Origin of the sequence: Streptomyces sp. NPDC017520, from assembly GCF_044329855.1 — a bacterium.
In the GTDB taxonomy this organism is placed as follows: domain Bacteria; phylum Actinomycetota; class Actinomycetes; order Streptomycetales; family Streptomycetaceae; genus Streptomyces.
Window position 1 is genome coordinate 463,046 of the sequence record NZ_JBIRKB010000005.1, and the last position, 14,153, is coordinate 477,198.

The 14,153-nt window shown below is 72.0% G+C and carries 11 protein-coding genes; 4 read left to right on the top strand and 7 right to left on the bottom strand.

Annotation, left to right across the window (positions count from 1 at the left end; genetic code table 11):
* Positions 1-297: 297 nt before the first annotated feature.
* The 4 genes from ACH4KB_RS15495 to ACH4KB_RS15510 all read left to right on the top strand — a co-directional run bounded on the left by ACH4KB_RS15495 (position 298) and on the right by ACH4KB_RS15510 (position 4,656).
* Positions 298-1,605, top strand: coding sequence for an ABC transporter substrate-binding protein (locus ACH4KB_RS15495; protein ID WP_398066461.1), 1,308 nt, complete (start codon positions 298-300; stop codon positions 1,603-1,605).
* An 80-nt stretch (positions 1,606-1,685) separates the two neighbouring features.
* Positions 1,686-2,696 (top strand): carbohydrate ABC transporter permease, encoded by a 1,011-nt coding sequence (locus tag ACH4KB_RS15500; protein ID WP_398066462.1) that lies wholly within the window; start codon positions 1,686-1,688, stop codon positions 2,694-2,696.
* Positions 2,693-3,622: a carbohydrate ABC transporter permease gene (locus ACH4KB_RS15505; RefSeq protein WP_398066463.1), complete on the top strand. Its 930-nt coding sequence runs from the start codon at positions 2,693-2,695 to the stop codon at positions 3,620-3,622. The genes ACH4KB_RS15500 and ACH4KB_RS15505 overlap by 4 nt, the downstream gene beginning before the upstream one ends.
* Positions 3,623-3,669: 47 nt before the next feature.
* Positions 3,670-4,656 (top strand): hydroxyacid dehydrogenase, encoded by a 987-nt coding sequence (locus ACH4KB_RS15510; protein WP_398066545.1) that lies wholly within the window; start codon positions 3,670-3,672, stop codon positions 4,654-4,656.
* 69 nt (positions 4,657-4,725) lie between these two features.
* Here the strand turns inward: ACH4KB_RS15510 and ACH4KB_RS15515 are convergent, their stop codons facing one another.
* The 7 genes from ACH4KB_RS15515 to ACH4KB_RS15545 form a co-directional block, all read right to left on the bottom strand.
* On the bottom strand, positions 4,726-5,595 hold the full coding sequence (locus tag ACH4KB_RS15515) for a ketose-bisphosphate aldolase (RefSeq protein ID WP_398066464.1): 870 nt from the start codon (positions 5,593-5,595) through the stop codon (positions 4,726-4,728).
* 50 nt (positions 5,596-5,645) lie between these two features.
* Positions 5,646-6,533 carry an SIS domain-containing protein gene (locus tag ACH4KB_RS15520; protein WP_398066465.1) on the bottom strand — a complete coding sequence of 296 codons (888 nt, stop codon included), beginning with the start codon at positions 6,531-6,533 and terminating at the stop codon, positions 5,646-5,648.
* Between the two features lie 187 nt (positions 6,534-6,720).
* A complete protein-coding gene (locus tag ACH4KB_RS15525; protein ID WP_398066466.1) occupies positions 6,721-9,564 on the bottom strand; it encodes a hypothetical protein in 2,844 nt (947 codons plus the stop codon).
* Positions 9,561-10,691 (bottom strand): AAA family ATPase, encoded by a 1,131-nt coding sequence (locus tag ACH4KB_RS15530; RefSeq protein WP_398066467.1) that lies wholly within the window; start codon positions 10,689-10,691, stop codon positions 9,561-9,563. Before ACH4KB_RS15530 ends, ACH4KB_RS15525 begins: the two co-directional genes overlap by 4 nt.
* A gap of 98 nt (positions 10,692-10,789) precedes the next feature.
* Complete coding sequence (locus tag ACH4KB_RS15535; protein ID WP_398066468.1) at positions 10,790-12,181, bottom strand: VWA domain-containing protein; 1,392 nt, start codon at positions 12,179-12,181, stop codon at positions 10,790-10,792.
* Positions 12,178-13,611 (bottom strand): hypothetical protein, encoded by a 1,434-nt coding sequence (locus ACH4KB_RS15540; protein WP_398066469.1) that lies wholly within the window; start codon positions 13,609-13,611, stop codon positions 12,178-12,180. The genes ACH4KB_RS15535 and ACH4KB_RS15540 overlap by 4 nt, the downstream gene beginning before the upstream one ends.
* Positions 13,581-14,099 carry a hypothetical protein gene (locus ACH4KB_RS15545; RefSeq protein ID WP_398066470.1) on the bottom strand — a complete coding sequence of 173 codons (519 nt, stop codon included), beginning with the start codon at positions 14,097-14,099 and terminating at the stop codon, positions 13,581-13,583. The genes ACH4KB_RS15540 and ACH4KB_RS15545 overlap by 31 nt, the downstream gene beginning before the upstream one ends.
* Positions 14,100-14,153 lie beyond the last annotated feature (54 nt).

Sequence of the window (14,153 nt, forward strand, 5' to 3'; positions counted from 1 at the left end):
GGCCCCGGGCCCCCGCGCCCGCCCGGGGGGGGGGGGGGGGCGGGGGGGGGGGGCCCCCCCCCCGGGGGGGTTCAATGGGGGGGGGGGGGGGGGGGCGGGCCCCCCCGCCCCCCCCCCCCCGCCCCCCACGGCACCTCGTGTGCCCGCGGGGCGATGGCGCGGAGCCGGTACTCCGACTCACAGATGATCGATTCGATTGAATTGGTCATTTGCTCTTGACTGCGATCGCTTTCGCGCAAAATGATGTGTGCCGTTCACCTCATCTCCCGCAGTTCGAGGTCCCGTAGGAGTCGGCCCATGCCCTGTAACGCCCGCACGTCCCGCCTCGCCCTCGCGGCGTCCGCCGCCTCGCTCGCCCTGCTCGTCACCGCCTGCGGCGGTGGGTCGGGGTCGGACGCCTCGGGTCCCGGCGACGGCAAGCCCGTCACCCTCACCTTCTGGTCCTCCGCCCTGGGCGCCAAGGAGACGGCCGACGCGTTCAACAAGACGCAGACCGGCATCGAGGTCACGTTCTCCCTTGTGCCCGCCGGGCCCGAGGGCGTCACCAAACTGTCCAACGCGGTCAAGGGAGGCAACGCCCCCGACGTGGCCACCATGGACTACTCCGCCCTGCCCGAGTACGCCAGCGAGGGCAACCTGGTGAACCTCACGCCCACCTCCGGAGAGCTGGTGAAGAAGGAGTTCCCCGAAGCGGTCCAGTCCCTGGTCAACCTCGGCGGCTCCACCTGGGCGGTCCCGTTCGACGTCACGCCCATCCAGCTCTTCTACCGCAAGGACCTGTTCAAGGAGCACGGCGTCGAGGTGCCGAAGACCTGGGCCGAATACCGTACGGCCGCCGAGAAGATCCAGCGGGCCGACCCCGACGTCGCGATCACCAACTTCGGCGGCGGCGACCCCGCCCTGCTCTCCGGCCTCGCCTGGCAGGCCGGCGCCCAGTGGTACGGCACCGAGGGCGACGCCTGGAAGGTGAACATCGACGACCCGGCCTCCCGCAAGGTCGCCGCCTACTGGGACGATCTCCTGGACGACGGCCTCGCATCCAAGACCCCGCTCTGGGGCGAGGGCGAGGCCAAGGAGCGCTCCACCGGCAAGGTCGCCACCGTGATCGGAGCCGCCTGGAGCGCCGGGACCTTCCCCGTCAGCTACCCCGACAGCAAGGGCAAGTGGGGCATAGCCCCCCTGCCCACCTGGGACGGCAAGCCGAGCACCGGCATGTACGGGGGAACCTCCTACGTCGTGCCCAAGGGCAGCGAACACACCGAGGCGGCCGCCGAGTTCATCAAGTGGGTCACCACCGACCCCGCGGCCATGACCGCCCGCCTCAGCTCCCTCAAGGCCCCCAGCAGCGCCCTGCCCGCCAACGAGGGCATGCGGGCCGCGGCGGCGAAGGAGTTCGACACCTCCTACTTCGCCGGCCAGGACGTCTACGCCGTGGCCGGCGAGGCCGCCGACACCATCGTGCCCGGCTGGACCTGGGGCCCGGTGCAGCAGCAGGTCGTCTCGGCGCAGATGGCCGCGGGCAGCGACCACACGAAGATGCTCAGCTCCGGTCAGGCGAAGGGCGAGAGGGCGGTCACCGACCGCGGTCTGAAGCTCGACAAGTAGCCGCACGGCTGCCCGGGACAGACCGTGCCGGGCAGCCCGCCCCTCTCTCCGCCCACCCCACTCAGCCGAAGGAGCATCAGGTGGCAGCCCCACTCGCCCGGCCGGCCAAGACCCCGGCGCCCCAGGCCGCGCCGCCGCCCAAGGGGCCAGCGGTTCCCGCCGGTCCGACGGTTTCCGCCGGACCGGGAAAGCCGGGCGGCCCCGGCACCCGACGCGGACAGCGCCGGGCGGTCGCCCTGTTCACGATCCCGTTCTTCGCACTGTTCACCGCCGTCACGGTACTGCCGATGCTCTACGCGGCCTGGATGAGCCTCTACCGCGAGGAGTCCTCCGGCCTGGGATTCGGCGGAACCGAGCGTATATTCGCCGGATTCGGCAACTTCACCGAAGCCCTGGGCAACGAGGCGTTCCTCCGCTCCTTCGGGAACATCGCGCTCTACTGCGCGCTCTACATCCCCGCCATGGTCGGCGGAGCACTCATCCTGGCCCTGCTCGTCGACTCCACCATGGCCCGGGCCCGGCGCTTCTTCCAGATCGCCTACTTCCTGCCGCACGCGGTACCCGGCCTGATCGCCTCGCTGATCTGGCTCTACCTCTACACACCGGGGCTCAGCCCGATCACCGACGCCCTCGACGCGCTCGGCGCCCAGTGGAACTTCTTCGGTCAGGACGAGGCGGTCTTCTCGGTCGTCAACATCTCCGCCTGGCAGTGGACCGGCTACAACATGATCATCTTCTATGCGGGGCTCCAGGCCGTTCCCCGCGAGGTCCTGGAAGCGGCGACCGTCGACGGAGCCGGAGCCCTGCGCACCGCCCTCCAGGTCAAGATCCCCATGATCCGGCCCACCGTCGTCCTGACCCTGCTGTTCACGTGCGTCGGCGCCATCCAGCTCTTCGACGCCCCCAAACTCGTACAGCTGCGCGCCAACACCATGGGCGAGGACTGGTCGCCGACCATGTTCATCTACACCGCGGCCTTCAAGGGCCACGACTACGGCCTGGCCGCCGCGAGCTCTCTCCTGCTCGCCCTCGTCGCCGGCCTGCTGTCCTTCGTCGTCACCAAGCTCGGCAACCGGTGGAAGGCCTCATGAGCACCCAGACAGCCACCCCCGACGCACCACCCGCGCCGACGCCGCCCCGCCGCGCCGGACGCCGTTCCGCCCCGCCGCCCGACCGCCGGGGCCGGGGGATCACCTCCCGCGTCATGGTCAACGGCGTCCTCGCCGTCGTCGCCGTCTACACCCTGATGCCGCTGACCTGGCTCCTCATCGCCTCCACCAAGAGCTACCGGGACCTGTTCGCCACCAACCCGTTCAGCCTCGGCGACTTCCAGTTCCTGGCCAACCTCGACGCCCTCCTCGCATACAACGACGGGGTCTTCGTCCGCTGGCTGCTCAACAGCCTCCTGTACACCGTCGTCGCGTCCGGGCTCTCCACCCTCATCTCGGTGGCCTGCGGCTACGCCTTCGACAAGTACGCCTTCCGCGGCCGGGAGAAGTGGTTCGGGGTCGTCCTCGTCGGCGTCCTCATCCCCTCGACCGTCGTCCAGCTCCCGCTCTACCTGATGGCCTCCGAACTGGGCCTCGTCAACACCTACTGGGCCGTCCTGATCCCCAGCCTGGTGAACCCGTTCGGCGTCTACCTGGCCCGCGTCTTCTCCGAGGGGTACGTACCGGGCGAGGTCCTGGAAGCGGCCCGGATGGACGGGGCGGGAGAGGTGCGGACCTTCACCGAGGTCGCCCTGCCGATGCTGGCACCCGGCTTCGTGACCATCTTCCTGTTCTCCTTCACCGCGAACTGGAACAACTTCTACGGCGCGCTCATGATGCTCAACGACGACCGGCTCTACCCGGTCAACCTGGGCCTCTACATGTGGAACCAGAACGTCTACCAGCAGCCGGAGCTCTACCCGCTGGTCATCATCGGCTCGCTCGTCGCCGTCGTCCCCCTGATCGTCGCCTTCCTCTGCCTCCAGCGCTTCTGGCGCTCGGGCCTCACCGCAGGAGCCGTCAAGTGAGCCACTCCGCCGCGCCCCGGCCGACCCGCCCCCGCACCGTCCTGGCGATGAGCGGCGAGACCCGCGAGGCGATCCTGGCCCCGGAAACCCTGGAGCGGCTCGCCCGCGTCGCCGACCTCGTCCCCGGGCTCCTCGTCACCGACTTCGGCGCCGACGACCCCGCCCAGCGCACGGGGCTCCACGAGGCCGAGGTTCTGTTCACCGGCTGGGGCTGCCCGCCGCTCGGCCCAGCGGCCCTGAGCGCCATGCCTCGGCTGCGCGCGGTGGTCCACGCCGCCGGCTCCGTCAAGCACCACATCACGCAGGACGTCTGGGACCGGGGCATCGCCGTCAGCACCGCCGCCACGGCCAATGCCTTCCCGGTCGCCGAGTACACGGTCGCGGCGATCCTCTTCGCCAACAAGCAGATCCTGGAGAGCGCCCGCGTCTACCGCGAGGCCCGCTCCCGGGTGAACCTCCTGAGGCGGTTCCCCGCCGCCGGCAACTACCGCCGTACCGTGGGCATCGTCGGCGCCTCCCGTATCGGACGCCGCGTCGTCGAACTGCTGCGCCCCTACGATCTGTGCGTCCTGGTCCACGATCCGTACCTGGACGAGGACGGGGCCCGGACTCTGGGCGTGGAGCGCGCAGGCCTCGACGACCTGGCGGCACGGAGTGACGTCGTCAGCATCCACGCCCCCGAAATCCCGGCGACACGGCACCTGTTCGACGCCGGGCGGCTCGCCCTCATGCGGGACGGGGCGACCCTCGTCAACACCGCGCGCGGCTCCCTGGTGGACACCGACGCGCTCGTGAGGGAGCTGGTCGCCGGGCGCCTGAACGCCGTGCTCGACCACACGGAGCCGGAAGTCCTGCCCGCCGACTCACCCCTCTACGACCTGCCGAACGTCCTGCTCACCCCGCACATCGCCGGATCCCAGGGCGGCGAACTCCGCCGCCTCGCGGACGCCGCCGTCGACGAGCTCGAACGCTACGCGCACGGTGCGCCGTTCGCCCACGCGGTGGACCCCCGCACCCTGCACCAGCAGGCTTGACCCGTACCTCTGCCCGTGCACCGGTCCACCCCGCCGGGGACGTCCTGCCGGGACGCCCCCGGCGCAGCGTCACGCGGCGTACGCCCGCCCCGAAGGCAGCACCGCGATCATCCGGGCGACGGTGCGGGCCATCGCGTCCCGGCCGTCCGCCAGGTAGCGGCGCGGGTCCACGCCCCGGTCGTCCCGGGCCAGTCGCTCCCTTATCGCTCCGGTCATCGCGATGTTGAGCGCGGTACCGATGTTGACCTTGCGGATCCCGCCCGCCACGGCGCGGGCCAGTTCCTCGTCGGAGGCCCCGGACGAACCGTGCAGGACCAGGGGGACCGGCACGGCCTCTCGCAGCCTGTCCAGCAGACCGTGGTCGATGACGGCGTCCCGCGAGGTCATGGCGTGCGAGGTGCCGACCGCCACGGCCAGCGCGTCGACCCCGGTGGCCGCGACGAACGACCGTGCCTCGTCGGGATCCGTACGGGCCCCGGGCGCATGGGCGTCGAGCGCCGCCTCCCCGTTCTTCCCGCCGACCTGCCCCAGCTCGGCCTCCAGCCACAGGCCCCGCTCGTGTGCCCACACGACGGCGGCGCGGGTGGCCGCCAGGTTCTCCGTGTACGGGAGCCGGGCGGCGTCGAACATCGCCGAACTGAAACCGCAGTCCGCCGCCCGGTGCAACAGCTCCGTCGACTGCACATGATCGAGATGCAGGGAGACGGGGACGGTGGCCTGGTCGGCCACCTCCGCCGCGGCGCGCGCGAGCGCACGCGGCCGGCCCCGGTGGTAGGCGACTGCGTTCTCGCTGATCTGCAGGATCACCGGCGATCCAGCCGCCTCCGCGCCCTCGGCGACGGCTTCCGCGTGTTCCAGGGTGATGACGTTGAACGCGGCGACCGCACGGTGCTGTGCGGCGGCCTCGGCGATCAGATCGCCGGTGGCGGCGATGGGCATGGCGACTCCGGGGTGAGGGACCGTCGGGCGGGAGGGTGCGGCCGGGGCCGTCAGGCCGTGCTGCTGAGGATGACCGAGCGGGTGAGGTGGCGCGGCCGGTCCGGGTCGAGACCACGGGCGTCCGCGATGGCCAGGGCCAGTCGCTGCACCCGGACCAGCTCTGCCAGCGGGTCGAGGCCGCCGGCCACCCACCGGGCGCCGGTCGCGTGCACCTCGTCCATCAGCCCGGACGGGGCCTCGCCGAGCATCCAGGTCGCGGTGGAGCGGGTGGAGATGCTGATCGGGCCGTGCCGGTACTCCATCGCCGGGTACGCCTCGGTCCAGGCCAGCGCTGCCTCGCGCATCTTCAGCGCGGCCTCGTTGGCGAGCCCCACGCTCCACCCCTGCCCGAGAAAGGTGAACTGGCCGCACTCCACAAGACCGGTGGGCAGCGGCTCGGCGAGCGCGACCTGGGCGTCCTCGACGACCGCGTCGGTGTGCAGCCCCAGATGGGCGCGGAGCAGGGTCAGCGTCGAGGTCGCGAAGCGTGTCTGGACGACGGACTTCTCGTCGGCGAACTCGAGCACGATCGTGTCGTCGGCCATCGCCGCCATCGGGGTGTCGGGGTCGCCGATGACCACCGTGCGGCGGGTCGTGTCACCGATCGCCCCGAGGAGTCCGAGCACCTCGGTGGTGGTGCCGGAGCGGCTCAGCGCCACGACCCGGTCGTACGGCCGGCCGGCCGGGAACTCCGAAGCGGCGAAGGCGTCGGTCTCGCCCTGGCCGCTGCCCTCCCGGAGGGCCGCGTAGGCCTGGGCCATGAAGTACGACGTACCGCAGCCGACCACGGCGATGCGCTCGCCGGCCACCGGAAGCCGGTGGGCGAGCCCGTCCGCCATGCCGGCGGCCACCTGCCAGCAGTCGGGCTGACTGGCCAGCTCCTGAGCCACGTGCGTCATCTGTGCTCCCTGTTCCGGCTGTCGATGCTCGAAGCTGCATATTAGGCAAGCATTTCAAGCAATATCAAGCAGATGGGTGCGCAAGCTGCCGTGCGATGCCCCGCCGATGGAGCGGTCGGGGGTTTCGAGGGACGCAAGGGGCGCGGCGCCGGGGCGGGGTCGGCCTCCCCGGCGCCGCGCACAGCCCTCACGCGCCCGCGAGCAGCGATCCCCACGCGGTCGCGGTGTCCGGGTGACGGGCTGTCAGCACCGCGCCGCCCGGCGCCGCCGGACCCGCGCCGGGCGCGGCCCACGTGCCGTCGCAGCCGAGCAGCCGCGCGACCGCGTCGAGCGTCCCCGGGTGGGTGAAGAGCAGTGCGGCGCCACGGTCCCCGCCGTCGGCCGCCTCCGCACAGCCGGCGGCCGGCGCACCGGCTTCCGGTGCCTCGCGCCACGGCGGCACCCACGCGTCCAGCGCCGGGAGACGGGCCGGGAAGATCCGCCCCGCCTCCCGGATCAACAGGGGAGCCAGATCCGCCGCTCCGGCGCGCAGCGTGGTGATCAAGGTCGGCAGCCACGGCAGCAGCACCGGGTCCGGCAGCCGCCCGAACGCGTTCGACACGGCCTCCACCACCACGTCCGCAAGCCCCGGCACCGGCACCAGCGCGTGCACGAAGCCGCTGAGATAACGCGGGTAGGCGGGCACCACCATCGGGTTCGCCAGCAGCTCGCCGCAGCGCTCCCGCAGCTCGCCCCGGGACAGGGCGCCGAGCTGCACCTGCGCCGCCCACAGGAGCGCCGTCCGCTCCGGGTCCGTGGGACGCGACTGGGCGACGGCCAGCTCCAGCTGGGCCCGGTCGCAGCCCAGGGACAGCGCCAGCCCTTCCATGCTGAACAGGAAGCCCAGCATCGCCGCCACCTGCCCCGCGGTGACGTCCTCATCCGTGAACGCCGTCGGCAGCAAGGTGCAGTAGTGCGCGTAACCGGCCTTGACGAACGACTCCACCCACGGCGGCAGAACCGGCTCGCCGGTCCGGTAGTACGCCAGCAGCCCCCGCACCCGGCGCAGCACCTCCGGGGCCCCGTCCACGGTGCGCTCGGAGGTAAGGGCTTCCAGAGCACGGGTGCCCAGCTCGTCGGCGAGACGGCGACTGCGGAGATACAGCGTCGCGTCCTCGACGGCGGCGAGGACGACCGCCGTCGTCGCCCGCGGCCCGTACGCGTCGCGGCGCAGCCGCTGCTCCAGGACCTGCTCGATGCTCACGCCCTCGTACCCGAGCTCGATCAGCGCCCGCTGATGGGTGCCCAGCGCCAGGTCCCACGACTCCTGGATCGAACGCTCGCCGAGCTTCCGCTCACCCATGATCGGCCGGGCCGCGCCGTGTGGCATCAGCCGGCGGAGCATCCACAGCACGTCGGAGCACCCCCCGAGCTCCGGGCGGGAGCCCATGTCCAGCAGGGCACGCTGCACACCACGCTGCTGGAGCTTCAGCTCCAGCGGTGCGAGCCGGTCGTGCACATCGCGGGCCAGCGGCGGCAGCGCGTCGTAGCCGACCCGCCCGATCCGGTCGCCGCCCATCATGATCTCGACGAGCCGGCGCACGTCCCGCCGGCCCGGCACCGAGTCCTTCTCGATGCAGGTGATCGCCGCGTCCTGGAAGTCGTACGGAGTGGGCTTGGCCCGGTCCCGCATACCGGCGAGCAGGATCGACGTCTCGAACACCGCGATGGCGTCGGCGGTGGACGCCAGATAGCCGCTGCGCCGCGCCGCGCGCACGATGTCCACCGACCAGCCGAGCAGCTCGGCCTCGTCCAGGGTGTCGAGGACCGGCGGCCGGCGCAGAAACCCGGAGAGCCGGTCCGCGGCTGCTTCCGGCGGGGGAGCGGGGGCGGCCGGGGCGGCCTTCTTCGCCGTTCGCGGCTTCTTCGCCCCGTCCTGACCGGCCAGCCGGAACGGCTGCACCCGGGTGCGCTTGAGGTTCTTCGCCCACTGGGTCGCCGCGATCGACACCGACCCGGAGGCCAGCCCGAACTGCGCCTCGATCGCCGCATGGCTGGACGGGATCAGCCCGTGCTGCCAGACGGTGGCGGAGCGCGGGGAGATGTCGAACGACCCTCCGCCCGCCACCCCGAACTCCTCGACCCGGCTGGCCGCGTGGAAGGCGCCGCACACATGCAGGCAGTCCTCCGGGTCCACCCCGCTCGACGCCAGGTGCTCGCGCATCCGGGTCCACATGTACCGCTCGCGGTCCTCGTCCACCCGGAGCCGCTCCCCGTCGCCGGGGGCGAGCCGCCGGAACAGGCTGCCGACGAGGAACATGACCTGGCGATAGGCGGCGTGGTCGCTGTCGCCGAGCGGGATCTCGACGTACTGGTGCCACCACTCCGACCAGTGGCGCACCTTGCCGTGGCGCAGCAGATGCTCCTCCAGCTCCGCGAAGCGGGGCCGCAGGTCACCGATCTCCACGCCGACCGCCTCACCGTGCAGCGCCGCTTCGGGCTCCGGAGACCCGTCCGCAGGACCGGGCGCCCCCTCGGGGTCGGGCTCGCCGTGCCGGCCGTCCCACTGGAAGACGTGGTCGGAGGACCGGTCGACGAGGACCAGCTCGACGCCCGGGGTGTCGAGGGCGTACGCGATGGCCTGGTACTCGGCGGAGGCCTCGGTGATCGGGGCGACGACCGACAGCGGGGCCCACTCGGCGGGGAACCCGTCGATGTCGCTCGCGAACGCCTGGACCGCCACCGGCAGGCGGCAGTTGCGCAGCTCGCCGAGGAGCGGCGCCATGTCCTCGCACAGCTCCAGATAGACGACCTTGGGCTGCTTCTCGCGCAGCCGGCGGGCCATGGCGAGGGCGGAGGCGGGCGAGTGGTGGCAGACCGGGAAGATCTCCAGCGGCTCGCGCACCGCCCGGTCGACGTCGTCGACCATGCCGAGGAGGATGCCCTCCAGTGCGTCGGGCCCGTCGGCGAAGGCGGTGGCGGCTTCGTGCAGCTGCCCGCGCAGCGCCGCGAACGACGTTTCCCCGGGGCCGTTCGTGGGGGACCCGCTCATGACAGCGTGGCGATCGTGTCACGGCCGCCGTCCAGGAACTCCGGCCACGAGCCGCCCTCCTCCTTGCTGCGCGGCTCGACGACGCCGTGCAGATACTTGTTGAAGATGGCCAGGTCCTCCGGGTCCCGCCGGGCGAGCGAGCCGACCAGCGAGGAGGCGAGGGTCCGGGCGGTGAGCGTGCTCTCGCCGAAGAAGTTGCTGTGCAGGACGGCATCCTCCAGCACGCCGATCTGCTCCGCCGTCGACAGCGCGGACTCCAGCTTCTCGTCGTCGCTGCCCGCGGCGGCGGCCGAGGCCCGCAGATCGGCGAAGCTCCGGAGAAGGATGTCGAGCAGCGTCGGCGGCACGTCCAGGTCGATCGCGTGGCGGCGCAGCAGCTCCTCCGTGCGGAAGCGGACGATCTCCGCCTCGCTCTTCCTGTTCGTCACGACCGGGATGCGGACGAAGTTGAAGCGGCGCTTCAACGCGGACGACAAGTCGTTGACGCCCCGGTCGCGGCTGTTGGCGGTCGCGATGATCGAAAAGCCCGGCCTGGCGAAGACGATGTTGTCGCCCGCGTCCGTGCCGTCGCTCTGCAGCTCGGGAACGGAGATGTACTTCTCCGAGAGGATCGAGATCAGCGCGTCCTGTACGTCGCTGGTGGAACGGGTCAGTTCCTCGAAGCGGCCGATGGCTCCCGTCTCCATCGCGGTCATGATCGGCGACGGGATCATCGACTCACGCGACTGCCCCTTGGCGATGACCATGGACACGTTCCACGAGTACTTGATGTGGTCCTCGGTCGTGCCGGCCGTGCCCTGCACCACCAGCGTGGAGTTGCGGGAGATCGCGGCGGACAGCAGCTCCGCCAGCCAGCTCTTGCCGGTGCCGGGGTCGCCTATCAGCAGCAGACCGCGGTCCGAGGCGAGAGTGACGATCGAGCGTTCGACGAAGCTCCGGTCGCCGAACCACTTCTGCGAGATCTCGCGGTCCAGGCCGTCGGCGCGCTCGGACCCCAGGATGAACAACCGGACCATCTTCGGGGACAGCCGCCAGGAGAACGGCTTGGGGCTGTCGTCGATCGACTCCAGCCAGTCGAGCTCCTCCGCGTACTTGGTCTCGGCGGGGGCGCGCAACACGTCGGACATCAGAAGGCCTTTCTGGACAGGTGGGAAGTGCGGAAGAGGAAAGGGGGCGAGGAGAGGCAGCGCCGGGCGGGCGGGAGGGCGGCCCCGCCCCGAGGGCCTCAGGTCAGGAACGTCTTCAGCTCGTGCACGAGCTTGTTCACATGCCCGGAGACCACGGGCGTGCCCAGGGCCTTGAACCGCTCCCGGAACCAGGGATTGACCTCCTGCCGTCCGGAGCTGGTCACCGAGCCGACGGGGATGAACTTCACCCCGGAACGGTGAACGGCCTCGATGCCTTCGAACAGCGGCTGGGAGCGGTCGAACTCGTAGAAGTCCGAGATCCAGACCATGACGGTGCTCTTCGGCTCGGCAATCTTCGGGCGGGCCATCGCCATCGCGACGGGGCCGTCGTTCCCGCCACCGAGATTCGTGCGCAGCAGTACGTCGAACGGGTCGTGCACCCACGGCGTGAGGTCGATCGAGCGGGTGTCGTAGGCGATGAGGTGGACGTCCACCTTCGGCAGCCCGGCGAAGATGGAGGCGAGGACGGTGCAGTTCACCATTGAGTCGACCATGGAGCCGGACTGGTCCACCACGACGATCAGCCGCTGCGGCGTCGTCCTGCGGACGGTGTGCCGGTAGTAGAGGCGATCGACGTAGAGCCGCTCCTCCTCCGGGCTCCAGTTGGTGAGGTTCTTCCAGATCGTGCGGTCCAGGTCGAGATTGCGGAAGACGCGCTTGGGCGGCACCGAACGGTCCAGCTCGCCGACGGACGCCTTCTCCACCTGCGTACGCAGCACCTCGGCCACCTCGTCGACGTAACGGCGGATCAGCGACTTGGCGTTGGCGAGGGCCACACCCGACAGATTGCCCTTGTCCCGCAGCAGCTGCTCGATCAGCGACATGCTGGGCGTCAGCCGCGCGGCCAGCGCAGGGTCGGCCAGCACCTCCCGCAGCCGCATGCGCCCCACGAGATCGGCCTCGATCGCCGCCAGCTCGGGCCCGAGGCCTCCGGCGTCCAGGCCCGCGCCCGCCGCCCGCCCGCCGCGAAGCCCGCCGGGCGGGCCGCCCAGCGCACGCTCCAGCCAGCCCGCGTCGGACTGCCAGCGCGCCAGCTGCTCGGCGGTCACCGTGCTCGAACCCGTCGCGAAGACATTGAGCAGCACCTTCGAAACCAGTGCGGCACGCCGTACCTCCGCCGCCCGGTCGCGGTCGCCGGCCGCTCCGTCGTCCGCTGTCATCAGACCGTCGAACTCGGCGGCCAGCTCCGGATGGCGTTGCACGACGGAGTCGAGCGACGTCCCGGGATCCAGCAGCGCGGACGGCAGCCCGATGTCCTCGACCACCCCCAGGCTCGCCGACTCCAGCGCGGGCTGCTCCTCCCCGTCGAAAAGACGGGCCAGGAGACGCCAGTACAGCACCTGACGGCGGTTGTCGTACGGGTCGGGGCCGGCGGGGGACGAGCCGGGCGCGGCGGGACCGGGCGGCTGCCCGGTGAGCTCCTCGGTCATTTCCGCAACAGCTTTCCGGCGCGCTCGCGCAGCACGGCGACGGCGTCGGTGGCGGCCTTCTCCGCCCGGACACCGGCCTTGTCGGTGGTACCGCCCGCCCACGCCCCGGCGTGGGCGGCGACGGCCTTCTTCCGCACGGTCGCCTCGACCGCGAGCGGCTGGAGGAGGAACTCCCCGGCATCCCAGCGCAGCAGCCCGACACAGGAGTGGGAGGCCGCGACCGCCTCGGGTGTCAGCGGACCGGCGGCGGGCACCCGGTCGGTGTCGACGGCCAGAGGCCATCCCGCCAGATCGAACACGAGCCGGTCCTCCTCGCTCCCGACGGTGTACCCCTCCAGCAGCACCGGTACGGCGATCCGGACGGGATGGCGGTCCAGCGGTGCGACGCGGGCGGCGATCGCGGTGGACAGCATCACGCGCGCGGTGGCGAAGGCGTCGGCGGGCTCACCCGGGCGGGCGCACCCGTCGTCCCAGAGCAGATCTCCCTCGGCGGTCACCGGCATGGCGTCCAGCTCCATCGAGCGGCCCTCGCTCACGGCGCCGAGCAAGGACATGCGGGGGCGCAGCAGCTGCCAGAGCCCCGCCCCGACGACCGTGTCGGGCTTGGGCGCCGACACCCCGGCGCGCACCAGACGCGGCGCGCCTCCGTCCGCCGGTTCCAACACGGCGTGGACCTGGGCCTGTACGGCCGTCGCGTGCTCCTGCACATCGACGCCGAGCGGCAACAGGCGACCGGTCACCGGCGTGACGGAACCGTCCCCGGCGGAGCCGGGCACGGTCAACAGCAGAGCGCGTGACCACAGGTCGGCCCAGCGGCGCACCGGCACGCGCTCCAGGGTCGCCCCGGGGCAGGACGCCGCGAGCTCGGCGGCGAACCCGTCGAGCAGCGTCGCCCGACGACGCAGGACCGGATCGGGCAACATCGCGGAGACCACCGGCGCGGCTCCGGCGACCAGCTCGTGGTCGATGCCCCGCCAGCCGCCGCGGGCGAGGTCGCACAGCCAACTACGGGACGCCGCGAGGAGGTTCGACGCGGGGTCCGCCACGGCGGACGCCGGCCGGGGTCCCCCCGCCCCGTCCTCGGCGGCGGGCCGGCCGATGGCCTCGTCGATCCGCTGGGTCAGGGCGTCGTGCACGGAGCCGAGCAGCGCGCAGCGGGCGGCGGCGAGTGCCACGAAGTGTTCCTCACCGGCGGCCCCGGCCGTCGCCCGGTCGGCCGCCTCCGCGACCCGCGCGGCCAGCGGGGTCCCGGCGACGGCGTCGGCGAGCCCGGCCACCGCCGCGGCCTGGGCGGGGCCCGGCCGCAGCAGACCGGCCACCAGCGCCTCGTCGAAGGCGTCCACGGCGGCGAGCGCCTCGTCGAGCCCCTCGACCGAATCGGACAACAGGTCGCCACGCATCAGGCCACCGCCCGCGTCGGCGGGAACCACTGCATCTCCGGCAACGGCGCCGTGACCGTGTCCAGTTCGAGATAGGCCAGCTGCCGCAGGAACCGGCTGAACACCTGGGCGGCGGACGAGGAGTCGCCCTGCACGGGCCGCGCAGCGGTCATGGCGGCGGTGAGGGACCGCGCGTCGGGCTCCCCGTCCGGGGTCTCCACCGCTAGGTAGCGGGCGACGCGCTCCGCACCGTACTGCAGCACCGCCTCGCCGACGAGCGCCTGGATGTGCTTGCAGAACATGCCGCGTGCGCCGCCGCAGGGCCGGTTGTTGTTGGTGGAGCAGGCGAACGCGTACGTCCGGGCCGCCACGGACGACACGTACACCCGGCCGATGTCGGACCCGCTGGAGACGACTCCCTGCAACCGCCCGTCGGCCAGTTCGACGAACGGCACCTTGGCCAGCTTCCGTGGCCGCGCGGGCGGCATCACCCGCGCCGTACTCGACTTCTCCCAGACCGACAACGCGCCAACTCCCATGCATGCGAAAGGGGACGTCCGCACCGTCGCGGCGGGACATGAACGAACTTAATC

Coding starts and splice junctions, on each gene's coding strand:
- ACH4KB_RS15535 (WP_398066468.1), bottom strand. CDS start 12,181: ATGACCGAGGAGCTCACCGGGCAGCCGCCCGGTCCCGCCGCGCCCGGC.
- ACH4KB_RS15510 (WP_398066545.1), top strand. CDS start 3,670: ATGAGCGGCGAGACCCGCGAGGCGATCCTGGCCCCGGAAACCCTGGAG.
- ACH4KB_RS15520 (WP_398066465.1), bottom strand. CDS start 6,533: ATGACGCACGTGGCTCAGGAGCTGGCCAGTCAGCCCGACTGCTGGCAG.
- ACH4KB_RS15495 (WP_398066461.1), top strand. CDS start 298: ATGCCCTGTAACGCCCGCACGTCCCGCCTCGCCCTCGCGGCGTCCGCC.
- ACH4KB_RS15505 (WP_398066463.1), top strand. CDS start 2,693: ATGAGCACCCAGACAGCCACCCCCGACGCACCACCCGCGCCGACGCCG.
- ACH4KB_RS15515 (WP_398066464.1), bottom strand. CDS start 5,595: ATGCCCATCGCCGCCACCGGCGATCTGATCGCCGAGGCCGCCGCACAG.
- ACH4KB_RS15545 (WP_398066470.1), bottom strand. CDS start 14,099: ATGGGAGTTGGCGCGTTGTCGGTCTGGGAGAAGTCGAGTACGGCGCGG.
- ACH4KB_RS15525 (WP_398066466.1), bottom strand. CDS start 9,564: ATGAGCGGGTCCCCCACGAACGGCCCCGGGGAAACGTCGTTCGCGGCG.
- ACH4KB_RS15530 (WP_398066467.1), bottom strand. CDS start 10,691: ATGTCCGACGTGTTGCGCGCCCCCGCCGAGACCAAGTACGCGGAGGAG.